We start from the raw sequence: 25,307 nt of genomic DNA on the forward strand, positions 1-25,307 counted from the left end.
GTAATAACAGGGCTAGTGAAGGTGAAGAAAAAACTTTAAAAAGGGTGCGCATAAGTATACCTCTATACAAGAGATGAATTGTTTAGTTAAATTTTACAGGTAGCAGGAAGGATATCAATTGGAGGCCTCGGCCACCTTATCTGAGCTCATTTTGGCTTCACGGGCCTTAGCCTCTTCCAGCCATTTGGGCAGGAGGTTTTCTTTAAAAGCCTCTTTTTCGGCTTTCATTTTATCCATATCCATCCCCAGGAATTCCTGGGCTTTTTCTTTCGTAGCAATATCCGGGAAAGGAACTTCCTCATTAAAGCCAAGCTGTGAAAGCAGGCGGGCAAGTTTTACCCTGGCATCCTGGGCCTTGGCCATTCCGCCACCAATTACCCTGGCCGTTTCTACCGGAGAGTGGAAGGAGGCTCCGTGTGCGGCAGCTGCATAATCCCATCGCCATTGGGCGTGGCGAATGTCGGTTAATATGGGTTGCATTTGCTCCTCGGTGGCTCCGAGATCCCAGCATTTTTTGGCTTCTAGATGCGCTCTAACCAATTGTTCTTCCAGTTTGAGACGGTTCTCGGTTGCCTTGCGCTGACGATCGTAAACATTGGCGCGCAGCTGTTCAGCATTAACACGGTGACACACCTGGCAGGCGTTATTGATATTGTTTAAAGGCGATTGAATATGGTGGTCTGTATATTTTTGTCCGCCCTCACTGGCATAAGGCATATGGCAATCTGCACAGCTCACTCCACGGTCGGCATGGATTCCGGTGAGGTAGGTTTCATAACCCGGATGCTGTGCTTTCAGCATGGGAGCCTTGCTCAGGGCATGGGTCCAATCTGAAAACCCTAATTCGTCATAATACTTTTCCATATCCTCCACCTTCATTCCGTCTTTCCAGGGGAATACCAGGTAGGGAGTACCTTCTTTTCCGGGTAAATTTTTATTGAAATAGTACTCTACATGACACTGTGCGCAAACCAGGGAGCGCATTTCCTGGTGGGTGACCTTACTGATATCTTCACCCATGGCTTCAAAAGCCTCGATCAGGGCGGGCCGGGAGATCTGTAATTTCATGGTTTCAGCATTGTGACAATCGGCACAACCTATAGGGTTGACTACTTCAGCACCTTTATCGGCCCATTTTCCCGAATAAAATTCGGCTACTCCGATCTCATTCATCAATCTGGGGACATCGGGACTCTTACAGGTCCAGCAGGTTGCCGGCATCGGACCGTCTCCGGGACCGGTTGGCCCTCCGGTTCTCAGGGTGTTGTGTATGTCTTCCACCGAATAATAGTGCCCACGACCCTGGTTGTAATCCTTGGCGAATCCGTAACCCGCCCATAAGATGACCAGGTTGGGATCTTCTTCCAGCATATCCCGCATTTTTGAGCCACCCTGGTAAGAGGCAAATCCCGTATCTGAGGTTTGCAGGTACGACTGGTATTCTGCAGGAAAGTTTTTGCCCCAAACGGCATTGCGGGGTTCGTTTTGGTCGATGTTCACCTGTGGAGCATACTTGAACTTGGCTTCGTTTTTACGATTGATGATGCTAGAGGCCAGCAGCCCCAGGAGAAAAACCACGACTATTGTTATGAGAAAAAGCACCTTATTTTTCATGGCTTACACTTTTTGTATTCGATAATTCATTTTTTAACCAGGCAGGAACCACCTCCATGGTCGGGTCGGTAGGTAAGGGGGCTATATTGGTTCTGATAGTCGATTGTCCGTGTACACGCCCGTGGGGTACTTCCCTATGGCAGCTCCAGCAGGTCCTGTCGGTTCGGTTGCTGGCGTGAGAATCCAGCCAGCCGGTGTATTTGGTTTGGGTGACTTGTTGAACATGGCATCGCAAACAATTATCCTGTACCACAGCGGCCGATTCATCCCTCATAAAGATCACCTCAGGTTCTTTTCTCAGGGTAAATATAGAGGCGTGGTAAAGGCCGTCTTTAGCTTTAAAATAGTATTGGTTAAACACATTGTTGTGGGGTACGTGACAATCATTACAACTGGCCCATTCCCGGTGAGAACTGTGCATCCAGCTATTGTAAACCGGGGTCATTACATGGCAGTTCACACAGGCCTGAGGGTCGTCAGATAAATAAGACAGCACCTCAGCTTCCCTTGCTGTGAAAAAGGAAAAGCCCAGCATCACAGCAATCAGAAATACGGCTGTGGTACGCCATCTGGAGGTTTTAGGGGGCAAGATGTTCTTAAAAAATCCCACGGGTGTAAAATGTTTAGATAAAATTAATGAATTATACCCTCTTGAACACTTTGAATGGTAATTTTTGTTAAGAAAAGTTTAAATTTTTGAGGAGAGGGGAGGGTGGGATTGTTCAGATTTTTCATAATTTTAGTCCACCTATCCAATACTTATACTAAAATGAGATACCCAATAACCCTTGTCCTGGGCCTTGTGCTCGTATGTTTTTCAACTTCACTTTTTTCCCAGGAATTCAAAGCAGACATTGATTTCAGGGATCGATTTGAGTTTCGTCATGGGTTTAACAACCTTTTTCCAGATGGTGCCGATCCTGCGGCATTCGTGCGCCAACGGGCCCGTTTAAATCTTGATTTTATTTCTGAACATGTAGATCTTAAGTTCGCCATCCAGGATATCAGTACCTGGGGAGATACCCGACAGATTCTGCCTCAGGACGAGAATAACTCCCTTATGTTGTTCCAGGCCTGGGCGCGGATAAAATTTAATCCGAACTGGAGCCTGAAACTGGGCCGACAGGTAATTTCTTATGATGATCAGCGTATCCTCGGGGGACTCGACTGGGCCATGCAGGGGCGTTTTCACGATGCCGCTCTGGCAAGATATCAAAAAGATGGCTTTAAGGCTGATGTGGCAGTAACCTTTAACCAACAGGGCGAAAGGGTATTTGATACCGACTTCCCGATCATCGGGTTCTTTTCCTATAAATCGATGCAGTTTCTGCATATGACCAAAACCTGGGAAAACACCACCGGAAGCTTTCTTTTCCTGAACAACGGATTTCAAAGCCTTACCGGTCCCGATAATGATATTGCGGAAGGGGTGTTCTACAGGCAGACCACCGGTGCCTTTGTGAACAGTAAACCCGGGAATTGGATCATGGAAGGATTTGCGTATTACCAGTCTGGAGAGGCTGAGGCCGGTGTTGATCTAAGTGCTTATGACATTGGGTTCCAGGGATCCTATAAACCGGGATCAGTTCTTTACGGAGCAGGTTTCGAGATCTTGAGCGGTACCGACCAGGAGGGGGAATCAAAGAATAAATCTTTCTTCCCGCTATACGGTACTAACCATAAGTTTAACGGATTTATGGATTATTTCTATGTTGGTAACCACGCCAATAATGTAGGGCTTAATGACGTTTTTGCAAGAGTGGTTATCCCTACCGGGGAGCGGGCCAACCTGCTTGTTAAGGCCCATTATTTTGGGGCTAATGCTGAACTCACGGGAGGTGCTGATGCTTACCTGGGCACTGAGATCGATGCAGTGTATACGCTGAACTTTTTTAAGTTCGCTACCCTGAATGTCGGGTATTCGCATATGTTTGCCTCTGACAGTATGAGTCTGATAAAGGGAGGAACCACCAATGATAATAACAATTACTGGGCCTGGGCCATGATCAAGATCAATCCTACCTTACTCCGACATCAATGGACGCCTGATTAAGGCCTCAATACCAGGTGTTTACCATTCACCATCTATAATTTATAATCCTTTCGTACCCACGTACCCCTGCCTGCGGCAGGCAGGCTCGTAACTTTATTTAAACTCCTTAACCGCCTCACTAAGATCATATACTGTCTGATCTTTGAGCTCTTCCAGAATACTGCTTCCGGCTGCGCTGCGATACCCTCCGGCGCAGTGCACTACCAGGGGCTTGTCTTCGGGAATTTCCCGGTATCTGTCGCGAAGCTCATTAAGAGGGATGTTCAGTGAATTCTCAAAGATCGGAGTGGAGGAAACCTCCCCGGGATTACGAATATCAACAATGGTAAAGGCTTCAGGAGACGATTTGAATTTATCGAGAGGCATTGGCGCTGTACTGTACATGCCTTCCGCATCTGTTAAAGCCAACACTGCTTTGATCTGTTTCTCATACCCGATCTTGGCAATTCTTCTAAGTACTTTATCCCTTTGTTCTGCAGAGGGCGCTACCAGGATAAAGGGCTCTTCTGGTTGGACTATGGAGCCTAACCAGGTTTCTATTTTATCATCCTCATTGGTGGCCTGGATGTTTATACTGCCTTTAAAATGACCCTTTTTAAATACTTCCTCCGGTCGGGTATCCACGATCAGGGTATTGTTCATTTCAGGTAACCGGTTATAGTAAAAAGGAATGCCGGTAATACTGCTTTCAAAATTATCTGCTCCTCCTTTATTAATACCCACATCGAAACCAAAATAAGCCGGAATAAAAGGCTGATCTTTTAGGATCTCACTCACAAACTCATCTTCGGTTTTGGTGCGGAAAGCCCAATTGCCCTTTCGCTCATTGCCCAGGGTACTGCTTGCTGCATCGCTGAGGTTTTTACCGCACAAGGATCCTGCTCCATGGGCAGGATATACCACGGTTTCATCCGGCAGGTCGTTGAACTTGGTCTGGATGGTGTTGAACATCATTTTTGCCAGCTCCTCCCGTTTTGCCTTCATATTACCTGCCTTTTCCCTCAGGTCAGGGCGGCCAACATCTCCGATGAATAAAGTATCACCGGTAAACATGGCATAATCATCACCCTCGTGGGCTACAATAGTGATCCCGTCTGGTGAGTGCCCTGGAGTGTGAAGGGCTTTGAATTCAACATTTCCCATGGTGAAGCTATCACCGTGGTCGAAAGCCTTATGGGGGTAATCGGCCCCAACCAGCGAGCTGGTATAAATAGTGGCTCCGGTTTCTTTGTGTATCTGTAAATGACTACTCACAAAATCTGCGTGAGGGTGGGTTTCAAAAATAGCCGTTATTCTGGCATTATTCTTTTCAGCAAAAGCATAGTAAGGCATAGGATCCCTGGCCGGGTCTACAAGAGCAATGTCATTGCCACTAACAATGGCATAGGAATAGTGAGCCAGGGGCTTGTCTTCAAACTGCTTGATCTTCATAATTCTCTTTTCGTTTTTATTTTTCTCGATTCGGTGATTTTAGTGAACTAAGTTAAGAGTAATAGGGACGGATGTCTGTAACTTAAGTTTCATAAAATAAGCGTGTTAATTGATTTTTCATATAGATCAGCACTAAAATTTATAGTATTTATTGATTTATTGTAGAATATTTACTATAATTATAGCCAGAAATCAATCACATATCGATCTTTTTAGTTAATTAATTGCGTTAGTTAATCTTGGGGCACTTTGAAACAGGTGCCCTTTTTAATGGCTGGCAGATAACCTTTATTCCTCTTTTACCCTGTTGGCAAATTCCTGGCAGGTAGCCTCACATTCACCTTTAACAGCTTCCAACTGTGATTTCCAGATAGTCACCTGCTCTTTTGCGGTGGTAACCTGGCTGTTTAGTTGGGGGATGATTTTGGCCTGCTCTTCGGTGAGACCATTATTTTCAAGGGCTTCATTTAGTTGCGAAAGTACCTGGCTGTTTTGTTCCCATGAAGTTTTAAGTTCAGACAACTCCTGGTTAATAAGCCGGTATTTGTCACCATGTCTGCGACATACGGCATCAAGACTGTCAAGGGTTTTCTTTTTTTCTTCTGATATCCCCTCCATGCCAGAGCCTGAATCTCCATACATACCATCATACATCTCTTTCCAGGAATTCAGATCCTTTTCCGCTTCCTGTGAAAAAGCGGTAACCTCTTCCGTGGCGCCCTTCCAGGACTCATTTAGGGAGGTCATTTCTTCCTTGTAAGCACTTGAGGAATTACAACTTATTAGCACTAAAATACCTATGGCGATACACACATTGAATACCTTCTTCATGATCTTTTTTATTTAAGTTTCTATAGGATAAAGTTACTTAAATAATAGAACCTGAAGAATTTGAACATGCATTAATAGCCTGGTAAGCAGTTGTTTAAGCAAGTATTGATCAGCTGTTAAAAGGTGTCTTTATTCCAGTTGTAAGGTTGGCGATTGATCCAATCTCCCCTGGTAAAATCAGGGAAATTCTGAGGCTCTCCGTTATTGGCGATAGATGTTTCTGAAAGAGGAGTAACTGCACTCCAGGCAGCTGCATCGTACGCATCCATCGGCGGGGCAATATTAGCTTTGGCAGATTCAACAAAGGCATTTAACACAAAGAAATCCATTCCCCCATGGCCTGAGCCCTGGGCGTAATCACCGAAACGCTGCCAGAGCGGATGGTCATATTTTTCAAGATAGGTATTCATCTCTTCCCACTGATGTTCAGGACTTAATCCTTCTATATAGATGCGTTTTTGGTAGTAGTCAAATTCAGTAAGTCCGTTTAATCCCTGCACCCTGAAACCGAGGGAGTAGGGGCGGGGCAGGTTACAGTCGTGGGTAATGATAATGGTTTCTCCTTTTGCCGTGTCTATGGTGGTAGTGATCACATCGCCCTGTTTCCATTTTAATTTGGCATTGGGGTGTTCTTTTCCTCCTTGTGGATGATTAACAATATAATTATTTAAACCAATGGCTTTTGTAGCGTGAGAGGTTAACGAAACGAATCGGTTCCCTCGGTTAATATCGGCCATGGTAGCCACCGGACCGAGTCCGTGAGTTGGATATACATCGGCGTTTCTTTTTAAAGAATGTTGTGTTCTCCATTTCGCTTCAGAGGTTCCTTTATCTCCAAATTCAACCCCACCACCATAGGGCTGTTTACCATCGTTAAACTTCACATGTCGTAGGTCGTGTTGGTAACCACAACGAAAATGGACCATTTCGCCAAAAAGTCCCTTTTTCACCATGTTCAATACCGCCAGAACATCTCTTCGATAATTCACATTTTCCAGGATCATCAAGTGCGATCCTGTTTCTTCATGGGTGTTTACCAGGTCCCAGCATTCTTCCAGGGTGTTGGCTGCAGAAACTTCAACCCCGGTAAATTTTCCGGCTTTCATGGCATCTACAGACATTCTTACATGCCAGAGCCAGGGGGTACTGATAATTACGGCATCCACCTCTTTCATGGCCAAGAGGTTGCGGTAATCATAAGGGTCTTTCCCGAAGGTACTCGGAGCTTTAAACCCGGCTTCTGTTATCGCTTTAACTCCCAGATCAATTCTGGCAGGGTCAATATCGCAGAGGGCAGTGATCTCTACATCCTTTCTCAGCAATAGATTGTTGAGGTGGTTGGTACCCCGGAGCCCTACCCCGATAAGCCCCACCTTTAATTTTGATTCTTTCAGGTTTTCTCCAAAAGCAAGATCCGGCATGAATAATAGTCCGGTTCCTGCTGCGGCAGATTTTTTTATAAACGATCTTCTGGTTTTCATTTTTGGTAGGTTTGGTTTTAAAAGATAACGGCTTTGATCTTTCGCCAAAGTCGACTCAGAACTATTCCGGCAACAACCGCAGTTAGGGTAAGGGTAATGGCTTTGTTGTGTTCTCCATAGATCCAGTATCCTGTGGCGAATAATGAACTGTAGATCACGACACACCCAACAAGGGTGGCAGCTATCCCAGCAGGAACATTCCAGGCCTCATTGCTTTCTGAAACAAGACCTTCGGTACCCTTATAATTTTTGATGACCTGATGCCATCCGGGTCCTCCGGGTTGGATCTTTCGGTAAAAATTCTCCAGGGTAGTGTTTGATTCAGGTCTGGTGAGGTAGGTTACCAATAACCAGACGGCCATGGTGATGCCTACAATAAAGGGGTAGGTCATCCACCCGGGCATGAGGCCTTCTGTTTGGGCTCCGCCGAATAGGGTTTCCCCTATAGGAGTAAAATTGATAAGGATGGATATGATTCCGGAGGCGAACATAGCAGAGATCTCACTCCACGCATTGATGCGCCACCAGAACCAGCGGAGGATAAAGATGAGCCCGGTACCCGCCCCGAACATCAGGATGATATTAAAGAGTTGCAAGGCATTATTGAGTACCAGCGCCAGACCGGCTGAGATGACCATTAGCAAAACAGTAGAAATTCTGCCAATATTGACCAGCTCCCGCTGGGAGGCTTTCGGATTTATATGTTGCAGGTATACATCATTTACCACATAGGAAGAACCCCAGTTGAGGTGGGTTGAGATGGTAGACATATAGGCGGCCACCAGGGAGGTTAATACAACGCCCAGCAAACCGTTAGGTAATTTGGTCAGCATGGCCGAATAGGCCAGGTCATGCCCAAGTTTATCCTGGGTAACCCCCGGGAAGGCCTCCTTTATACTGGCGATATCTGGGTAGACCACCAGGGATGCCAAGGCCACCAGGATCCATGGCCAGGGTCTCAGCGCATAATGCAGAATATTAAAAAAGAAAGTAGCACCTATAGCGTGATTCTCATTTTTGGCCGCCAGCATACGTTGGGCAATATACCCGCCACCACCGGGTTCACTACCCGGATACCAGGCGCTCCACCATTGTACTGCAAGTGGAATGATGAGCAGGGTGATCAGGGTTTCCTTATTGTCAAGGTCAGGGAGGATGTTTAGTTTATCAGCAACATTTTCATGAACCATCAAGGCCTGAATACCACCTACTTCAGGAAGGTTGACACAATACCAGGCGGCACCAATACCTCCGGCCATGGCCACGAAGAACAGAATGAAGTCAGTGTATACCACCCCCTTAAATCCACCCACAGTACTGAAGATCACTGTTACCAGACCGGCAATACCAATAGTTTCCAGCGCCGTAAGGCCCAGCATGATCTGCCCGATCTTGATAGCAGCCAAACTCACGGCCGACATGGCCAGTACATTGAATATAACTCCCAGGTATACAGCCCTGAAAGCCCTTAAGAACTTAGCAGGTTTACCACTATAGCGAAGCTCATAGAATTCGATATCTGTATTCACCCCTGATCGTCTCCATAATTTAGCGTAGATAAATACCGTGAGCAGGCCTGTAATGAGAAATGCCCACCAGACCCAGTTACCACTAACTCCACCGGTTCGAACTATATCGGTAACCAGGTTTGGGGTGTCGGTAGAAAAGGTGGTTGCTACCATAGAAACTCCCAATAACCACCAGGGCATGGTACGTCCTGAAAGAAAATATTCGGCAGAACTTTTACCGGATTTTCTGGAAACATAGAACCCGATACCAAGGGTCAGGGAAAAAAATGAAAAAATGAACAGGTAGTCCAGGGTAGTGAGGTCGATCATGGTTAAGGTTTTAGGTTGATCCCGTGTTTGAAGGTTACATTTCAGCACGCGATCCTCAAAAATAGAATTTTAAGGGTTTATCAGAAATTTTTTTGCAGTACAACATTGTTGCGTAGCTGAGGGTGGTATGGTGAACTACAAACGGAGTTCAGGGTTCTCATGGTTCGCTCGATTCCCACAAAGCTGATGGAAAGTGATCGTCGAGATATGATCTTAATATCCGGATGTCCTCCTTAGAGGTGAGATCAGGTACATGTTCGGCCAGGGGAATTCCTTTTACCGTTCCCGGATTCGCTTTGATCATCAGCAACAGGGCTGCCGGGATCTCTTTCTCGAGCCGCACCGGATGAAGGGGACAGACTTGAAGATTCGGGTAGATCATAGGGCCGTAAAATAGAAAGATGTTCATACTTACCCGAAGTTTACCTGTACTGTCGGCATACCCCAGTGATTCTTCCGGGGTAGGTTTTTCAATGATGTCGAGCAGAAGTTCATGCTCATCGAATTTCATCAAAGCGAATCGGTTAATACGCTCTGTTGAAAACAGGAGGCGATCTCTGTCATAGCTGATCAAGGCATTGGCAGCCTTCGATTCCCGCAATAGTAATAAGGCTTTTACCGAATAGAGGTTGTCGCTGTTGCACACTACAAATGAGGTTTTCTGAAGCCAGTCTTGTTGTTGCATAGCCTGCAACAAGGCATCGGCCGTTCCCAGAGGTTTTTCCCTTCCTTCAGGAATGCGTTGGGTGGCAAAGGATATGGATAACCCGTGGAAGCTATTTTCTTCCTGTTTATTGCCGTATTGGCTTTTAAAGGCTTCACTATTTTCTCCCGTAATGATCACCACCCTTTTAAATCCGGCCTCTCTGGCATTGTAGAGCAGGTAATCCAGCAGGGGTCGTTTTCCCTTTCCCAGGGGGATTAATCCTTTACTTCGGCTGTTAGCCGCTTCGATCTCCTCCGTACTGAGTCCGTGATCTTTCTCCTGAATTGCTTTCTTCATTCGGGAAGAAAGTCCTCCGGCAAGGATCACCAGGGTATTGGTAGTATTCATTAGGATAGGGTGTTTTGTGTGATACGAACTCCGGGATCTACTTTAACGGGGTAGGCATCCCGGGCTCCCGAATTTTTCAGGGCATCGATGATTTGGTCCCGGTCTTCTTCCCTGGCCAGAACAACAATACTGCCGCCCATTCCTGAACCAACGATCTTTGCCCCCAGTGCACCATGGGCCTGGGCCGCATTGATCATATGATCGATTTTTGGCACGGTGATCTTCAGGAGATCACGGAGTACCTCGTGATGTTCATTCATTAGCTCACCAATCCGGGAAAGGTTCGGTTCAGGTGTTTTCATCTCCCGCAAGGCGGCTTTTGTGATCCTGTAATTCTCCATAGCGGCTGTAAAAACGTTCTTGAGCTCAGGAGAAACAAAGGGCAGGTATTTTTGCGGATCTTCTCCAATGGTTTTCGCGATCTGAAACCCAGGTAGGTGATGCGTGACCTCATTAATGGCCTGCCATGCCTTTCCTCTCAGATCCCCAAGAACTCCCAGGGTAGATTTCGGTATACCCGATTCAGATACGATAAGTCCCGGCATGTCCCGGTTAAAGAGTTCGTGATGATTCTTATCATCGGTTTCCAGGTACATGATCTGTCCGAGGGAAATACTGTATTGGTCCATTTTACCTCCCGGACTGTTTTGTTCGATGACCTCTGCCTTGTAGGCCAGTTGGGCAATATGTTCTTTATTAAAGGGAAGCTGTGGCAGATAAACCGTTCTCAGGAAGGCTATCCAGGCCACCATCACGGCTGAAGAACTGGAAATACCCGCATTGATGGCGACGTTGCCATTTATAGTAATTTCATAACCCTGCTCAGGATTAGCCCCCTCATCTTTGATCACCTTGAATGCAGAAAGAAGGTGGTTGCCCTGAACCCCATTTTTGAAATTCGCGTTTAAAGGTATTTCTGTGCTTTCACCAATATCGGGAAGAAAAATTCGAAGCAATTCTTCTTCAATAGGTGTGGCTGTTAACCGAATATGACGATCTATAGCACAAGCAATAACTGGCAACCCGAGGTAATCCTGGTGATCGCCGAATAAACAGGTTCGCGCGGGGGCGATAATTTCTATTTCTCCTTTTTTGGATGGATGTTCGGTTTTGGAACTCATTTAAATGATTCAAGATCTATCAGGAAATGAAAGTATGAATTCCATTGTACAAGGTCAAGATTTAACCGAAGAATCAAAACGAAATAGCTAATAAACCTCGAATGCATCAGACCACCTTATGAGTAAATTCCAGGATCTGTACATTACCGGTATATCTGCCGGCATTGCTTGGATATATGATTTTCAGTGGAGGATCGTGCAGCAGTAAAAGTTAGAATCTGGAACTGTTAAGCAGCAGGCTCAGTTTGTTTCTGAAGATCAATAGCAGGGCACCAGTGATAAGCTGTAAGCCTGAGATGGCCAGGGTAACTCCGGGCTTAATAGCGGGCTGATTGCGTTCCACGAATTTTTGCCAGGCAGAAGGTTCTGGCTGCTCTTTCATGATATGAAATGTCTGGTAAATAAATTCAGGGAGTTTTTCGATGATCAGAAAACCACCGGCCAGGATAATTCCCAGCTTGATGAGGGTGATCTTATCTACATTGCCAAAACTCACCTTCTTCTCTTCAAATCCCTGGTCGAGTTCCAACAGGTCAATGATCATATCACTTTTAAAAACAATAAAAATGAAAAAACCTAACATGATCACCGACACGACAAAGATCCATATAAAGGATGATAATTCCAGTTCAGAAATGCTGAATGCTTTTGGAAGAAAAGTGAACAAGCTGATGATCAGGGCATAAAGCCCTAGTAATTTCAGGATAAGGCGAAAAAGGTCACGATAAAGCATGATCTTAAGATTTAGGTTTAGCCAAATATAGTATTTTTTCTAAAAAAATAACGATATGACCTATTATTTGAATTCAAGACTGTTGTCAGATAACTTGCTGTATTTCAGAGTCCACATGTCTTTTAAATAATTCTGATAAATCTTCCAGGGGTGTTCTGAACCTTGTTTGGGTAAAACATCTAATGCCCGTTTAATATAGCCGGCATCAAAATCCAGTAAAGGTTCTGAATCGTACTTTTGGTGATCGAAACGAGGGGTGCAGGTTGTATACCCATGGGAGTCCATATAACCCAGCAGTCGTGCAACATACTGTCCGTTGAGATCGCATTTCAGGGTCCAGGAAGCATTGGTGTACCCTACGGCAATAGCCATATTCGGAATATCACTAAACATAACTCCCCGGTAAACATGAAGTTGTGAAGTGTCAACAGGGTTTCCGTTCTTTTGCAGTTCCATGCCTCCCATTAATTTGATCTTCAGTCCTGTGGCGGTAATAATGATATCGGCATCCAGGACTTCTCCGGAATTGAGTTTTATCCCCTGAGGCAGAAACTCTGCAATAGTATCTGTTACCATGGAGGCCTCTCCTTTTTTAAGGGCTTTGAAAAGATCGTTATCGGGTACAAGACAAAGTCGTTGGTCCCAGGGGTTGTATCTTGGAGCGAAATGCTTCATATTGACCCCTTCGCCTAATTGTTCTTTAACCTGGGAGGCTATGAAATTTTTAATCTTCCCCGGCCATTTCCTTGATGCCTGGTAAAGGCCTAGGCTGAAAAGTATGTTTTTCCACCGGGCCATGGAGTGCGCCCAACTTTTAGGAAAGATCTTTTTAAGGCGGTTAGCGATCTTGTCTTCTCGCGGAAGGTTCAGAATGTAGGTGGGCGATCGCTGAAGCATATATACATGGGAAGCTTTTTTTGCCAGTTCCGGTACCAGGGTAACGGCTGTGGCTCCGCTTCCGATCACCACGATCTTTTTGTCTGTATAATCAAGACCTTCAGGCCAATGCTGGGGATGGATGACAGGGCCGTTGAATACCGACGCTTTTTCTTTTAAGGGGTCGTAGCCCTGATCGTAGTCGTAATATCCGCTGCAAATAAAAAGAAATCGTGTGGTGTAGGTGGTTTGCGATTGATCGTTGTGAAGTACAGTGATCTCCCAGGTAGCTGAGTCCTCCTGCCAATATGCTTTTATGACCTTATGGTCATAGCGTATATGCTTATCGATCCCAAACTTAGCAGCAGTGCTTTTTATGTATTTCAGGATAGAGGGGCCATCTGCTATGGCTTGAGGATCTTCCCAGGGGTTAAAAGAGAAGCCCAGGGTATACATATCAGAATCGGAGCGGATTCCCGGGTATTTAAAAAGATCCCAGGTACCACCCATCTGTTCACGGGCTTCAAAAATGGCATAATTTTTATCGGGACATTTATCCTGTAAGTGATAGGCGGCACCGATTCCGGAGAGACCGGCGCCGATAATGATCACATCAAGTGCTTTTACAGCTTCAGCGTTTGGGGTCATGTACAATAACTTTTTAAGGTCTAAGTTCTTAAAAATATGAATTTATGCTGATTTTACTTCCGGCTCGGTAAGATTATCCTTAACCAGTTCCAACTCCAGGTTGCTTTCTGATTGTTCCAGGAATTTAAACACTAATCCTGCAATGAGAGCTCCTACGATCGGGGCTACCCAAAACAGCCACAGCTGCTCAAGTGCCACACCTTCTGCAAACAGGGCCTGACTGGTACTTCTGGCAGGATTCACCGAGGTGTTGGTAACCGGAATACTGATAAGGTGGATCAGTGTCAAAGCCAGTCCGATGGCAATTCCGGCAAATCCCTGAGGGGCTTTTTTATGGGTGGCCCCGAGTATTACCATAAGGAACATAAAGGTGAGAACGATCTCAATGACGAGGGCCGACATCATGCCATACCCGTCAGGCGACAGTTCGCCGTAACCGTTGGCGGCAAAGGTGCCTGTTTCGAATCCGGCCTTTCCGGAAGCGATCACATATAATAGTGTCGCAGCAAAGATACCGCCGGCAACCTGGGCAATGATGTAGGGTAATAGTTCTTTGGCCTTGAAGCGGCCTCCCATCCAAAGTCCGATAGAAACTGCCGGGTTTAAATGACATCCGGAAATAGGGCCAATGGCATAGACCATGGTGAGTACTGTGAGTCCGAAGGCCAGGGAAACCCCGGCAAATCCGATGCCCAGTTCAGGAATTCCTGCCGCCAGAATGGCGCTTCCGCACCCTCCAAAAACCAGCCAGAAAGTGCCAATGAATTCTGCAATATACTTTCTCATTGTAGTATGTATTTAATAAGGATTAATAGATCCAAAGGATAGAAGGCTGGAAGATGGCGGGAAGGGAACAATGATATTTGGTACAGAAATTTCTGTACGCAGATTAAAAATAGTAAAAATAATTGTAAATCAAGTAGTTGCGGTTTTCGGTTTGAAATTAGCCGTGAGCGGTGGTTATTAGGCACCTAAGTCACTAAGCTCTCAAACTCGTCTCTCCAACTCGTTCCTGTTACGGGAGATTGCCCTGCTTTATTTCATAAAGCCTGTCGGCAAACAGGCCTGACATCGGCAGACAGGTGCCACGCTAAAAGCGTGGTGTATCGAGAACATTTTAGGATCACCAGCCTCTCGATACGATCCTGCTCTGCAGGATCACTCGAGGTGACCCTCGTCATCCCCCTCCACAAGAAATCAAATTTCAGCGGTCCTGTCTACCGACAGGTAGACTTGCAAAGACGATTAGACTCAATCTTCACCCTAAAACCCAAACTCGTCCCTGAAACTCAAACCTCAAACTCAAATCTCAACCTTCCTCCCGGTTCGCTTTGTCAAGGGTAAAAGCAGGGGTACAAACCGCAATGTATTCGCATTCTTCAGGAAAAGGGTTGGAATATTGAACGCGTACGCCTCTTTGAATATGGATAGATTGTCCGGCTTCGAGGATCACCTTTTCTCCGTCAATGACAAATTGTTTTTTACCCCTGATGATATAGGTGTATTCATCAAATTCCGGGGTCTGTTGGGGTTCACTCCAATGGGGAGGTGCAACCATATGGGCAAGACTGAGTTGTGCATTGTTTGTGGCGACAACCCCGTGGTGTTCTTCGATCAGTTTCCCGTCGGTGGTGGGTACCCTGAAGGGGGCTGTTTGTACAGTGTATTTTTTCATCGTTTTCTCATAGCTTTATTTAAAATTCCCATAACCCCTCTAATAAAGGTGGCACTGGTTAACACTTTGATCACCGGATTCATGCGGGTGCTGCTGCGAGATGTGGTGCGCTGTCTATCGGTGCGGGCCTGCTCCCGGAGTTCTTCTTCCTGAGCTTTTTTAATCTTTTCATTCAGAAGTTCATAGGCACTTTCCCGGTCGATAACTTCCTCGTATTTACTTTTAAGAGTGGAGGAGGAGATGAGGTTATGTAATTCATCTTCAGTGAGAATATCCATCCTGCTCATGGGTGCCCTCATTAAGGTGGCGGCCAGGGGAGTGGGTCTTCCTTTTTCGTCAAGGGCGGTTACCAGGGCTTCTCCGATCCCAAGGCTGGTTAGCACTTCCGCAGTATTGTAATAGTCGGTTAACGGATAATTCTCTGCGGTCATTTTAATGGCTTTCCGGTCTTTGGCAGTAAATGCCCTCAGGGCATGCTGTATCTTGAGTCCTAACTGGGAAAGTACTTCTTCCGGGACATCGGTGGGGGTTTGGGTGATAAAAAATATTCCTACCCCTTTAGAGCGGATGAGTTTGATGATGCTGTTGATCTGTTCTAACAGGGCATCAGAGGCCTGATCGAATATCAAATGAGCCTCGTCAATAAAGATCACCAGCTCCGGACGGTCCTGGTCGCCGATCTCAGGGAAACGGCTGTAGATCTCTGCCAGGAGGCTGAGCATGAAGGTGGAGAACAGTTTAGGTTTATCCTGAATATCGGTCAGGCGGATCACATTGATGTACCCATATCCGTTGTCGTCAAGGCGCATCAGGTCGTCGGTATCAAAAGAGCGTTCTCCGAAGAAAAGATCGGCACCCTGCTGCTCAAGTTCTACGATCTTTCTCAGGATGGCACCGGTTGAGGAGGTGGAGATACGACCATAGGCATTTTGAAATTCTTCCTTCCCTTCCTCGGTGGCAAATCGAAGGATCTTTTTCAGGTCTTTCAGGTCCAGCAATGGAAGTTCATTGTCGTCACAATATTTGAAGATCACTGCCATGATACCCTGTTGGGTTTCTGAAAGATCGAGAATACGAGAGAGGAGGACAGGTCCGAATTCAGAGACCGTGGCCCTCAGCCTGACACCTCCCTGTTGAGACAAGGTCATGACTTCAATGGGAAACCCCTTAGGCTCGTAACCAAGTCCGATGGCATTCATGCGTTCATCGATCTTCGGATGTGGTGTTCCGGGTTTTGCAAGGCCGCTGAGGTCACCTTTCAGGTCCATAAGTAAAACGGGAATGCCTTTGGCAGACAATTGCTCTGCCATGACCTGTAATGATTTAGTTTTACCTGTTCCCGTTGCCCCGGCGATCAGTCCGTGACGATTCATGGTTTTTAAGGGGATCTTGACCAGGGTGTTCGTCAAGGTTTCTCCATTGAGCATGGCAGCGCCCATTTCGAGGGCTTCCCCTTTACTGGTGTAGCCGGTTTCTATAGCGGCTCTGAAATTCTCAGCGTTTTGCATGTAGATGGATGTTTCTACTAAATTACAGGATTTTTTAAGAATTGACGATGGTACGGAGGTACGGAGTTACGAGGTGATTTTAGTGGTTTGCCGGTGAAGGAATGTCTTATTAGAAACGGCCGATAAGGAATTGGCACACCCCTTCCGGCTGTACCTCCGACAGCGAATCCACTGCGCTATCCGGCTCCTTCACTAAAATGGTTCACTGAACCATTTCTTAACGCTCGGCCCTCCCTGAGAGGGGAAGATGGTTTTGCAGGGCAAAACCGGATGGGGTCGTTGTATTTTACAATAAAAGCCGTGTGATTCGTCATACCACTACACAAGAAATCAAAATTCAGGAAATTCGCGAAGACGCGGTGACCCTGATCGCTTCGTACCCACGTAACCCGTAACTGAAAACTGCAAACTGCAAACTGTAAACTCCTTCCTAAGTTGTATCTTTGCCCCCATGGAAAAAAGCGAGGTACTGGCATTAGTAGATAAGGGAGAGATGCTGCCCCTGATGGAGGAGTTTTATACCATTCAGGGAGAGGGCTATCACAAGGGCACCGCTGCCTATTTTATTCGGGTAGGAGGCTGTGATGTGGGCTGTCACTGGTGTGATGTGAAAGAAAGCTGGAATGCAGCGACCCACCCACCCACCCACGTAGACCACATCGTTGACAATGCCGCACGTTACTCCGATACCATTGTGATCACAGGGGGCGAACCCCTTACATGGGATATGAACCCGCTTACCCAAAAACTAAAAGCCAAAGGCCTCAAGATCCATATCGAAACCTCCGGCGCCTATCCGCTCACCGGTACGTGGGATTGGATCTGCCTGTCGCCTAAAAAGATGAAATTGCCCAAAGAGGAGGTCTACCAAAAGGCCCATGAGCTCAAGGTGATCATCTATAACCGTCACGATTTTACCTTTGCCGAAGAACAGGCTGCCAAGGTCAATGAAAATTGTATTCTCTACCTTCAGCCCGAGTGGAGTAAACGGGAGAAAATGATCCCGGAGATCGTTGACTATGTCATGAAACACCCGAAATGGAAGGTCTCACTGCAGACGCATAAGTATTTGAATATTCCTTAGAGAGTAGAGAGTCGGGAGTCGGGAGTTGTGAAGTTACGAGGTTACGGGGTTACGAAGTAAAAGCCTGTAAACTCTAGCTATTATCAATTCTGTCCTAAGCCTGACAAAAAATCTGTTGAAAAACTAACAGATCGCCACGTCAGCCGAGGGCTGCCTCGCGATGACAACTGCAAACTGCAAACTGCTATCTGCAAACTCACCTTAGGGTAATCCGTGCCAGATAATCATAATGCTCGCCCTCCAGCACCATTTCGCAGTGCAACCCTACCGAATGGGCGATCTCTTCCAGTCTGTCGTAGTCAAGGTATAGCCACGGAAAACTTTCTTTTTCATCGCCGTAGTGTACGGTAAACATAAGTTCCCCATAATATCGATCACCGGGCACCCATTTGCCGCCATCATCGTCTTCATCGTACATATAGATCAGGTCTGATGAATCGAGCAGGATCTGCCCGCCCTCAGCAAGCAGGTCTTTCAGGTAGGTGAGTCCGTCGGCAACATTGTAGAGTTTGCCAAGGATTCCTGAACCGTTCATAAGCAAGAGTATGGTATCGTATTTTTCTTCCTGCCAGTGGTAGAGGTCGGTAACCTCGGCCGTTTTTACTCCGCGCATTTTGGCGGTGCGAACTGACCAGGGCGATATATCGATGGCCGTTACTTCCAGTCCTCTTTCCTGCAGGTATAAGGCATGGCTTCCGGCTCCACACCCCACATCCAATACATGACCCTTACTCAGGTCTAGCGCCTTTTGCTCTAAAGGAGGCATGGCTTCATACCCTCTCAGCATATAATCTACCGGGAATTCCTCGGGTTCAGAAATGCTCGTTTCGGTAAAAACGGTATGCTCCCGGTTTCCCATAAATTCGTCGTAGATGGCCTTTCCCAGCAGGTCTTTCATTGAGCTGATATTTGTGATTACCTTTGCACTATGGATGAATTGTTGAAGTCGTTGCCGCAGTTGGCCAAAGATAAGAATAAAGAGAACAAAAAGTTCTTTGCACGCCTAAAGAAAAGGCCCCCAAAACACCTTGACAGGCTGATGCAGGAATTGCACGACGAAGAGTTTGAACGCACCGATTGCCTGGACTGTGCCAATTGCTGTAAAACCACAGGCCCCCTGTTTACCAATGCCGATATTGAGCGTATTGCTAAATTTTTGAAAATGAAACCCCAACAGTTCGTTGAAAAATACCTGAGGGTTGATGAGGATAAGGATCATGTGCTCCAACAGGTTCCCTGTACTTTTCTCGATAGCGATAATTATTGTCTGATCTATGAGGTGCGGCCCAAAGCCTGCAGGGAGTACCCACATACCGATCGGAAAAACTTTCACCAGATCACGAACCTTACCCTGAAAAATACAGCCATCTGTCCTGCCGCCTTTCGCATAGTAGAGGAAATGAAAAAGCGATTGCCTAAATAGGCCGAAGTTTATATCTTACGGCCATGGAAACCATTATCAACTACTTCGAAACCATCCCCTCATCACACAGAAGCCTTATCCTGGTTTCGGGGATCACCTTTTTTTGGCTGCTTGAATATGCAACCCCATTGTTCAAATTCGATTACAGGAAGTTCAGGCACGCCTGGCCCAATTTATTTTTTACCCTCACCACCATCGTTATCAATTTCGTTCTGGCCTTTATCCTGTTAAAAACGAGCGACTGGACCGTGGCCAATGGTTTTGGGGTGTTGCAATGGCTTGATGCGCCTTTATGGGTCACTGTGGTTTTGGGAGTATTATTGATGGATCTCATTGGAGCCTGGCTCGCACATTGGGTGCAACACAAGATCAGGCCACTTTGGATGTTTCACCTCATCCATCATACCGATAACCACGTAGATACCACCACCGCTAACAGACACCATCCGGGAGAGAGTGTTATCCGTTTTATTTTTACCACCCTGGCTACCTTTATTCTTGGTGCTCCCGTTGCCATCATCATGTTATACCAATCCCTGAGTGTGGTATTCTCTCAATTTAATCACGCCAATATAGAGTTGCCGAAAAAACTGGACGATATCATCAGCTGGATCATTGTTTCCCCTGATATGCATAAGGTGCACCACCATTATGTGTTACCCTATACGGATACCAATTATGGGAACATCTTTTCTGTCTGGGATCGGTTGTTTGGTACCTTTGCTAAAATGCGTAATGAAGACCTGGTCTATGGCGTGGATACCTATCCTGATGTCGACTCCAATGCCAAGATCAACAAACTGTTGAAACTGCCATTTGAGGGCTACAGGGCACCTGAAGGAGCTAAGTTTGAAGGGACCGGCCTTAAAGAATCTCAGGGATAGATCAGGTAGGCCTTTCTCATCTCTTTAAAGCGTTCCAGGTCATCCTTCCAGGTGGCACGAATCTCACTGGCGGTCATGCCTTTTTCGATCTGTTCACGAACCTTTTCGGTGCCTGCATGCAGGGTAAATGATCGGTCTTTGAAGAATTTTGTTTTATCGGCAGTGTTTTGATAAGCCTCGATGATCCACTGAAGATCAACCTTCCCGGGGGCGGGTTCTGACGAAAGGTCTTTACCGTAACACAGAGCTCCGTTGTGTTTAGGGTCTTTAGCTCCAAAATTTGGCTGAGGTGTATAAGAGAATCCGAAGTGGTTCTGATCCAGAAACGGAGCGCCAAATCGCTGAAACTGGAATTCGGTGCCTCGTCCTGCATTGATATGGGTACCTTCAAAAAGTCCCAGGCTGGGGTACAGGACTATCGATTGATCATTAGGCAGATTAGGAGAAGGACGAATAGGAAGTGAATAAGTCATTTCTCTTTGGTAACCCTTCATTTGAACGATCTCTAATTCGCAGGTAAGATTATCAGAAAGCCATCCCTCACCGTTGATCATCTGAGCGTATTCGGCTATGGTCATCCCGTGAACCAAAGGTATGGGGTGCATGCCCAGAAAACTTTGATGTTCTGACTCCAGCGTAGGGCCGTCTATATAAGAACCATTAGGGTTCGGCCTGTCGAGTACCATAACCGGAATACCTTTTTCAGCACAGGCTTCCATCACGTAGTGCAGGGTGGATATATAGGTATAAAAACGCACCCCCACATCCTGAATATCGAATACCACCAGGTCAAGCTCTTCCAGTTGGTCTGCAGAGGGTTTTTTGTTTTTGCCGTAAAGAGAGATCACAGATAGTCCGGTTTGTTTGTCAACACCGTCTTTTACGGTCTCTCCGGCGTCTGCCTGTCCGCGAAATCCATGCTCGGGTGCAAATACTTTTGAAATGCTGATGCCGTGATCAAGAAGGGTATCTACGAGGTGGGTATAGGTTCCATTATCATTACCCAGAACAGAGGTTTGATTGGCTACTACCGCAATGGTTTTACCTTTAAGACGGGGCAAATAGGCCGCGAGATCCTGGGCGGCGGGCACAGGTGCTGATGCCTGAGGGATATTGAGCGCCATTTCTGCGGTTTGAGATTCTCCTTTAAAAAGGCTGCATGCCCCTAATGAAAAAAGAAATAATAAAAATGTATTTTTGAGGCTTAATAAGCGGATCATAGTTTGAATTTAGAATATTTTATAGCCAAACGCCTGGTAAAGGGTAAGGAGCATAAAAGTAGCATATCGGCCCCAATTATAAAAATTGCCATAGCTGCTATTGCTATTGGCCTGGTCATGATGATGATCGCTGTGGCTACCGGCATCGGACTGCAGCGGAAGATCCGCGAAAAGGTCGCAGCCTTCAATGGGCATGTGCAGATCTTTAATTACGATAACAACCAGTCTGATGTTTCTGTAAACCCCGTGTCAACCAACCAGGAATTCTATCCGGAGTTTAAAACCGTTGATGGCATTGCCCATGTGCAGGCAGTAGCCGCCAAAGGAGGTATCATTCGAACTGCTGAAACCTTTGAAGGGATCATTGCTAAAGGCGTTGGAAACGATTACAATTGGCAGCCTTTTACCGATTACCTGGTAGAGGGGCGATTACCCGATTACAGCGGAAAAAGAAATGAAGAAGCCCTTATCTCTCGCTACCTGGCCAACCGCCTGAACTTTAAAGTTGGGGATGAATTCTGGGCTTATTTCCTGAAGGATAAAACCAGTGAAATTCCAAACCAGGTAAAATTCAAAGTGGTAGGTATTTATGATAGTGGGTTTATGGAATTCGACACCAACTATATGTTTGCCGATCTGCGTCATATTCAGCGTATGAACAAGTGGGAAGACGATCAGGTAGGTGGCTTTGAGGTGTTCCTGGAAGATTTTGATCAGCTGGAAGAAAAAGGACGGGAAATTTATGGCAGTACACTGTCTACCCTCGATTCTCAGACCATTGCTTCTAAGTATTACGCCATTTTTGAATGGCTTTCCTTATTCGACTTCAATATTGCCATCATTATTGGTATCATGATCATCGTAGGGGGTATTAATATGATCACCGCTCTTTTAGTACTTATACTTGAACGCACTCCCATGATCGGAATACTCAAGGCCCAGGGCTGCTCAAACTGGAGTATCCGGAAGATCTTTTTGTATAACGCGGCCTACCTTATCGGGGTGGGGCTTTTCTGGGGTAATACAATAGGCCTCGGAATTTTACTGGCCCAAAAATACCTGGGAATCATTCCACTTGATCCTGAAACCTATTATGTATCAACAGCCCCTGTTTATTTGAATATTTGGCACATACTTACCCTGAATGCAGGTACTTTGCTCCTGTGTTTATTGATGTTGTTAATTCCTTCCTATATCATCACCAGGATATCTCCTGCGCGTTCGATCCGTTTTGAGTAGGTTCTTTTGGGTTGTGTAAGCCTGCTTAAATACCTAACTTAGACACAAAGAATGCCCTTATGAATTACGCTGAAAACATTTTGCAAACCATTGGGAATACGCCCCTGGTGAAGCTTAATACCATAACCCGCGATATTGATGCGCTGGTGCTTGCCAAGGTAGAAACCTTTAATCCGGGAAATTCTGTAAAAGACCGGATGGCAGTTAAGATGGTGGAAGATGCAGAGGCCGATGGCCGGCTTAAACCGGGAGGTACCATTATAGAAGGTACCAGTGGAAATACCGGTATGGGGTTGGCATTGGCAGCCATTGTGAAGGGTTATAAATTGATCTGTGTGATCAGCGACAAGCAGTCTCAGGAAAAGATCGATATTCTGAGGGCAGTAGGAGCAGAGGTGGTGGTATGTCCGACCAATGTTGAGCCTGATGATCCCCGTTCTTATTATTCAGTATCTAAACGTTTGTCTACAGAGATCCCCAATTCATGGTATGTGAACCAATACGATAATTTATCGAATACCCTGGCACATTATGAGCAGACCGGACCCGAGATCTGGGAGCAGACCGAAGGCAAGGTAGATCATTTTGTGGTGGGCGTCGGTACCGGTGGTACCATTTCAGGGGTGGGTAAATTTCTGAAAGAAAAGAACCCGAATGTAAAAATATGGGGTATTGATACCTACGGATCAGTTTTTAAAAAATATCACGAAACCGGCGAATTTGATGAAAATGAGATCTATCCTTATATAACAGAAGGTATAGGGGAGGACATACTTCCTGAAAATGTTGATTTTAAGATCATTGACGGATTTACCAAGGTAACCGATAAAGACGCGGCCATATACACCCGTAAACTTGCCCGGGAAGAAGGGGTGTTTTGCGGAAATTCTGCCGGGGCTGCTGTGAAGGGGCTCCTGCAGTTAAAAGAACATTTTAAGCCGGGAGAGGTGGTTGTGGTCCTGTTTCATGATTCCGGCACACGTTATGTCGGGAAGATGTTTAACGATGACTGGATGCGCGACAGGGGATTCCTCGAACAGGATATCAAAACGGCGAGCGACCTGGTTGCCCATGCAGAGAAGGACCTTATTACGGTGCGTACCGAAGAACTGGTGGCCCATGCCATTGAACGTATGAAGCAATATGATATCTCACAGCTTCCCGTTGTAGATACCGAGGGCTTTGCGGGATCGCTGGATGAGTCAACCCTTTTCAAGGCCTACATAGATAATAAAGACCTGGCGCATCTTGCAGTCAGAGAGATCATGCAGTCTCCTTTTCCTATAGTTAAAAAAGGGACCTCTCTTGATGAGGTGTCTCGAATGATCAACCGGGAAAATAAGGCAGTTTTAGTTGACCTGGAAGACGGCTCCTATAGGATCATCACCAAGCATGATATTATAAGTGCGATTTAAAAAGTTTATATTTTCAGTTTAAAATTCCCATATTCCATAATTTGCAATTGGCTGACAGGCTTTTTCTTTATTTGGAGATTGTCACAGCCCGTTTCAGGTTTATCGCTGTGGGATTTTATACTTGACTGTTCATGAATGATTAGCCCTTACTTTTTTGCATTGCCCAACCCCGCAGGGCTCACGGACACCTCTAAAACAATAAATAGAGGGTGAGTAAAAAAGTAACATTGTAATAAAATTAGAATAATAGATAGAAAGCCCATGCGCCGGCTGGCTCTATCGCTAAAAAGGTCTGCAAGACCTTTTTTTTACGCGCAGTCCTACCTAAGCCAGCTGAACCTGCCTACCGCAGGCAGGCGCACCACGCCTTCAGCGTAGCTCAGACAGCACCTGGCTTTTAACATCAACTTCATCAAGCGGATCCTGGCCTGCCAGAACCTGAGGACGGCTTTTAAATTCTTAGAAAGAATATAACTCAGTTAATCCAATTTGAGATGCTGGTTTGGAGAGAGCGAATATTTGCAGCAGGACCGAACGGTTATGCAAGGTTAAAAGCCTTGCATAGTGAGCGGCCAGATGGTGGGTTGGATGTAAACCAAGCGGAAGTGCGGAGCATGCAGCAGGGCCGAGCGTTAAGAAAACAGCCTGTGGCTGTTTTTAGCGAACCTGCCTGACGGCAGCCAGGGGAGCCAGAAGGCGCGCCGGGAAATAAAGTTAAGTATTACGGTTCGTTTTATTCGCCTATTTATTGTTTTAGAGGTGCTCATGAGGGCTTCGCCGTTGCATCAAGGCAAAATGAACAATAGTTCATTCATGAAAAGCTTTTTCATTGAAATTGTTCATCGACATCCCTCTACATAAGGAATTTAATTTCAGAAATCTCGTAAAGGGGGGGGTAATGCACATTGCTCAAGGATTGCAAGAACGATTATTACTTCTTACAACCCATACAAACTTATTCGGGAGTGGGAGGAAAAACCAGCGACGGAAAAATATTACATCCTATAAATAAGAAACAGCAGGTGCTGCAGATGCAAGATGATACAAAAGCAATTCTTCAAAATTTACCCGAAATGGTACCCGGAGAAGAAGGATTAAAAGATATTGTTATCGTTGAAGCCATAAAAAAATCTGTTCAAAATGACAGTAAATACGTGCATTTATAGGTAAATGGTCATT

General features: G+C 45.9%; 22 protein-coding genes. 7 read left to right on the forward strand and 15 right to left on the reverse strand.

The features are described 5' to 3' along the window. Nucleotides 1-114 precede the first annotated feature (114 nt). Both nrfA and nrfH read right to left on the reverse strand, forming a co-directional pair. A complete protein-coding gene (nrfA, locus tag E7Z59_RS11760; RefSeq protein ID WP_136336543.1) occupies nucleotides 115-1,614 on the reverse strand; it encodes an ammonia-forming cytochrome c nitrite reductase in 1,500 nt (499 codons plus the stop codon). Further along, nucleotides 1,604-2,224 carry a cytochrome c nitrite reductase small subunit gene (gene nrfH / locus E7Z59_RS11765; protein ID WP_242015650.1) on the reverse strand — a complete coding sequence of 207 codons (621 nt, stop codon included), beginning with the start codon at nucleotides 2,222-2,224 and terminating at the stop codon, nucleotides 1,604-1,606. Before nrfH ends, nrfA begins: the two co-directional genes overlap by 11 nt. A gap of 159 nt (nucleotides 2,225-2,383) precedes the next feature. Between nrfH and E7Z59_RS11770 the strand changes: the two genes are divergently transcribed. Next, nucleotides 2,384-3,667: an alginate export family protein gene (locus tag E7Z59_RS11770; RefSeq protein ID WP_136336544.1), complete on the forward strand. Its 1,284-nt coding sequence runs from the start codon at nucleotides 2,384-2,386 to the stop codon at nucleotides 3,665-3,667. 93 nt (nucleotides 3,668-3,760) lie between these two features. Here E7Z59_RS11770 and E7Z59_RS11775 read toward each other — a convergent pair whose 3' ends face one another. The 11 genes from E7Z59_RS11775 to E7Z59_RS11825 all read right to left on the reverse strand — a co-directional run bounded on the left by E7Z59_RS11775 (nucleotide 3,761) and on the right by E7Z59_RS11825 (nucleotide 16,863). Continuing rightward, nucleotides 3,761-5,098, reverse strand: a complete 1,338-nt coding sequence (locus E7Z59_RS11775) for an MBL fold metallo-hydrolase (protein WP_136336545.1) — start codon at nucleotides 5,096-5,098, stop codon at nucleotides 3,761-3,763. Between the two features lie 288 nt (nucleotides 5,099-5,386). After that, on the reverse strand, nucleotides 5,387-5,929 hold the full coding sequence (locus E7Z59_RS11780) for a hypothetical protein (RefSeq protein ID WP_136336546.1): 543 nt from the start codon (nucleotides 5,927-5,929) through the stop codon (nucleotides 5,387-5,389). 116 nt (nucleotides 5,930-6,045) lie between these two features. Then, the gene (locus tag E7Z59_RS11785; protein ID WP_136336547.1) at nucleotides 6,046-7,410 is read right to left on the reverse strand and encodes a Gfo/Idh/MocA family protein; all 1,365 of its coding nucleotides are present in this window, start codon (nucleotides 7,408-7,410) and stop codon (nucleotides 6,046-6,048) included. A gap of 17 nt (nucleotides 7,411-7,427) precedes the next feature. Beyond that, complete coding sequence (locus E7Z59_RS11790; protein ID WP_136336548.1) at nucleotides 7,428-9,248, reverse strand: sodium:solute symporter family protein; 1,821 nt, start codon at nucleotides 9,246-9,248, stop codon at nucleotides 7,428-7,430. Nucleotides 9,249-9,405: 157 nt separating this feature from the next. After that, nucleotides 9,406-10,302: a sugar phosphate nucleotidyltransferase gene (locus E7Z59_RS11795; protein WP_136336549.1), complete on the reverse strand. Its 897-nt coding sequence runs from the start codon at nucleotides 10,300-10,302 to the stop codon at nucleotides 9,406-9,408. Then, nucleotides 10,302-11,423: a mevalonate kinase family protein gene (locus E7Z59_RS11800; RefSeq protein WP_136336550.1), complete on the reverse strand. Its 1,122-nt coding sequence runs from the start codon at nucleotides 11,421-11,423 to the stop codon at nucleotides 10,302-10,304. The genes E7Z59_RS11795 and E7Z59_RS11800 overlap by 1 nt, the downstream gene beginning before the upstream one ends. Before the next feature lie 211 nt (nucleotides 11,424-11,634). Beyond that, nucleotides 11,635-12,156, reverse strand: coding sequence for a hypothetical protein (locus tag E7Z59_RS11805; protein ID WP_136336551.1), 522 nt, complete (start codon nucleotides 12,154-12,156; stop codon nucleotides 11,635-11,637). A gap of 63 nt (nucleotides 12,157-12,219) precedes the next feature. Continuing rightward, nucleotides 12,220-13,680, reverse strand: coding sequence for a flavin-containing monooxygenase (locus tag E7Z59_RS11810; RefSeq protein ID WP_136336552.1), 1,461 nt, complete (start codon nucleotides 13,678-13,680; stop codon nucleotides 12,220-12,222). Nucleotides 13,681-13,722: 42 nt separating this feature from the next. Next, nucleotides 13,723-14,466, reverse strand: a complete 744-nt coding sequence (gene aqpZ / locus E7Z59_RS11815) for an aquaporin Z (RefSeq protein WP_136336553.1) — start codon at nucleotides 14,464-14,466, stop codon at nucleotides 13,723-13,725. Between the two features lie 523 nt (nucleotides 14,467-14,989). Continuing rightward, entirely contained in the window at nucleotides 14,990-15,355 is a 366-nt protein-coding gene (locus tag E7Z59_RS11820) for a cupin domain-containing protein (protein ID WP_136336554.1), read from the reverse strand. Continuing rightward, nucleotides 15,352-16,863 (reverse strand): helicase HerA-like domain-containing protein, encoded by a 1,512-nt coding sequence (locus tag E7Z59_RS11825; RefSeq protein ID WP_136336555.1) that lies wholly within the window; start codon nucleotides 16,861-16,863, stop codon nucleotides 15,352-15,354. Before E7Z59_RS11825 ends, E7Z59_RS11820 begins: the two co-directional genes overlap by 4 nt. A gap of 451 nt (nucleotides 16,864-17,314) precedes the next feature. Between E7Z59_RS11825 and E7Z59_RS11830 the strand changes: the two genes are divergently transcribed. Continuing rightward, complete coding sequence (locus E7Z59_RS11830; protein ID WP_136336556.1) at nucleotides 17,315-17,947, forward strand: 7-carboxy-7-deazaguanine synthase QueE; 633 nt, start codon at nucleotides 17,315-17,317, stop codon at nucleotides 17,945-17,947. Nucleotides 17,948-18,143: 196 nt separating this feature from the next. Here E7Z59_RS11830 and E7Z59_RS11835 read toward each other — a convergent pair whose 3' ends face one another. Next, nucleotides 18,144-18,845 (reverse strand): class I SAM-dependent methyltransferase, encoded by a 702-nt coding sequence (locus E7Z59_RS11835; protein ID WP_136336557.1) that lies wholly within the window; start codon nucleotides 18,843-18,845, stop codon nucleotides 18,144-18,146. A gap of 30 nt (nucleotides 18,846-18,875) precedes the next feature. Between E7Z59_RS11835 and E7Z59_RS11840 the strand changes: the two genes are divergently transcribed. Both E7Z59_RS11840 and E7Z59_RS11845 read left to right on the forward strand, forming a co-directional pair. Beyond that, nucleotides 18,876-19,370 carry a YkgJ family cysteine cluster protein gene (locus E7Z59_RS11840; RefSeq protein WP_136336558.1) on the forward strand — a complete coding sequence of 165 codons (495 nt, stop codon included), beginning with the start codon at nucleotides 18,876-18,878 and terminating at the stop codon, nucleotides 19,368-19,370. 23 nt (nucleotides 19,371-19,393) lie between these two features. Next, complete coding sequence (locus tag E7Z59_RS11845; RefSeq protein ID WP_136336559.1) at nucleotides 19,394-20,254, forward strand: sterol desaturase family protein; 861 nt, start codon at nucleotides 19,394-19,396, stop codon at nucleotides 20,252-20,254. Here E7Z59_RS11845 and E7Z59_RS11850 read toward each other — a convergent pair. After that, the gene (locus tag E7Z59_RS11850) at nucleotides 20,245-21,474 is read right to left on the reverse strand and encodes an exo-beta-N-acetylmuramidase NamZ family protein (protein ID WP_136336560.1); all 1,230 of its coding nucleotides are present in this window, start codon (nucleotides 21,472-21,474) and stop codon (nucleotides 20,245-20,247) included. The genes E7Z59_RS11845 and E7Z59_RS11850 overlap by 10 nt on opposite strands. 3 nt (nucleotides 21,475-21,477) lie before the next feature. Between E7Z59_RS11850 and E7Z59_RS11855 the strand changes: the two genes are divergently transcribed. The 3 genes from E7Z59_RS11855 to E7Z59_RS11865 all read left to right on the forward strand — a co-directional run bounded on the left by E7Z59_RS11855 (nucleotide 21,478) and on the right by E7Z59_RS11865 (nucleotide 25,294). Further along, entirely contained in the window at nucleotides 21,478-22,713 is a 1,236-nt protein-coding gene (locus E7Z59_RS11855; protein WP_136336561.1) for an ABC transporter permease, read from the forward strand. Nucleotides 22,714-22,772: 59 nt separating this feature from the next. Next, complete coding sequence (locus tag E7Z59_RS11860; protein ID WP_136336562.1) at nucleotides 22,773-24,128, forward strand: pyridoxal-phosphate dependent enzyme; 1,356 nt, start codon at nucleotides 22,773-22,775, stop codon at nucleotides 24,126-24,128. Between the two features lie 965 nt (nucleotides 24,129-25,093). Then, on the forward strand, nucleotides 25,094-25,294 hold the full coding sequence (locus tag E7Z59_RS11865; protein WP_136336563.1) for a hypothetical protein: 201 nt from the start codon (nucleotides 25,094-25,096) through the stop codon (nucleotides 25,292-25,294). Nucleotides 25,295-25,307 lie beyond the last annotated feature (13 nt).

The organism is Robertkochia marina, assembly GCF_004799345.1.
Taxonomy (GTDB): Bacteria; Bacteroidota; Bacteroidia; order Flavobacteriales; family Flavobacteriaceae; genus Robertkochia; species Robertkochia marina.

What these genes read in the sequence shown, in the direction of transcription:
- nrfA (WP_136336543.1), bottom strand. Translation starts at nt 1,614, where the DNA reads ATGAAAAATAAGGTGCTTTTTCTCATAACAATAGTCGTGGTTTTTCTC.
- E7Z59_RS11770 (WP_136336544.1), top strand. Translation starts at nt 2,384, where the DNA reads ATGAGATACCCAATAACCCTTGTCCTGGGCCTTGTGCTCGTATGTTTT.
- E7Z59_RS11775 (WP_136336545.1), bottom strand. Translation starts at nt 5,098, where the DNA reads ATGAAGATCAAGCAGTTTGAAGACAAGCCCCTGGCTCACTATTCCTAT.
- E7Z59_RS11780 (WP_136336546.1), bottom strand. Translation starts at nt 5,929, where the DNA reads ATGAAGAAGGTATTCAATGTGTGTATCGCCATAGGTATTTTAGTGCTA.
- E7Z59_RS11785 (WP_136336547.1), bottom strand. Translation starts at nt 7,410, where the DNA reads ATGAAAACCAGAAGATCGTTTATAAAAAAATCTGCCGCAGCAGGAACC.
- E7Z59_RS11790 (WP_136336548.1), bottom strand. Translation starts at nt 9,248, where the DNA reads ATGATCGACCTCACTACCCTGGACTACCTGTTCATTTTTTCATTTTTT.
- E7Z59_RS11795 (WP_136336549.1), bottom strand. Translation starts at nt 10,302, where the DNA reads ATGAATACTACCAATACCCTGGTGATCCTTGCCGGAGGACTTTCTTCC.
- E7Z59_RS11800 (WP_136336550.1), bottom strand. Translation starts at nt 11,423, where the DNA reads ATGAGTTCCAAAACCGAACATCCATCCAAAAAAGGAGAAATAGAAATT.
- E7Z59_RS11805 (WP_136336551.1), bottom strand. Translation starts at nt 12,156, where the DNA reads ATGCTTTATCGTGACCTTTTTCGCCTTATCCTGAAATTACTAGGGCTT.
- E7Z59_RS11810 (WP_136336552.1), bottom strand. Translation starts at nt 13,680, where the DNA reads ATGACCCCAAACGCTGAAGCTGTAAAAGCACTTGATGTGATCATTATC.
- aqpZ (WP_136336553.1), bottom strand. Translation starts at nt 14,466, where the DNA reads ATGAGAAAGTATATTGCAGAATTCATTGGCACTTTCTGGCTGGTTTTT.
- E7Z59_RS11820 (WP_136336554.1), bottom strand. Translation starts at nt 15,355, where the DNA reads ATGAAAAAATACACTGTACAAACAGCCCCCTTCAGGGTACCCACCACC.
- E7Z59_RS11825 (WP_136336555.1), bottom strand. Translation starts at nt 16,863, where the DNA reads ATGCAAAACGCTGAGAATTTCAGAGCCGCTATAGAAACCGGCTACACC.
- E7Z59_RS11830 (WP_136336556.1), top strand. Translation starts at nt 17,315, where the DNA reads ATGGAAAAAAGCGAGGTACTGGCATTAGTAGATAAGGGAGAGATGCTG.
- E7Z59_RS11835 (WP_136336557.1), bottom strand. Translation starts at nt 18,845, where the DNA reads ATGAAAGACCTGCTGGGAAAGGCCATCTACGACGAATTTATGGGAAAC.
- E7Z59_RS11840 (WP_136336558.1), top strand. Translation starts at nt 18,876, where the DNA reads ATGGATGAATTGTTGAAGTCGTTGCCGCAGTTGGCCAAAGATAAGAAT.
- E7Z59_RS11845 (WP_136336559.1), top strand. Translation starts at nt 19,394, where the DNA reads ATGGAAACCATTATCAACTACTTCGAAACCATCCCCTCATCACACAGA.
- E7Z59_RS11850 (WP_136336560.1), bottom strand. Translation starts at nt 21,474, where the DNA reads ATGATCCGCTTATTAAGCCTCAAAAATACATTTTTATTATTTCTTTTT.
- E7Z59_RS11860 (WP_136336562.1), top strand. Translation starts at nt 22,773, where the DNA reads ATGAATTACGCTGAAAACATTTTGCAAACCATTGGGAATACGCCCCTG.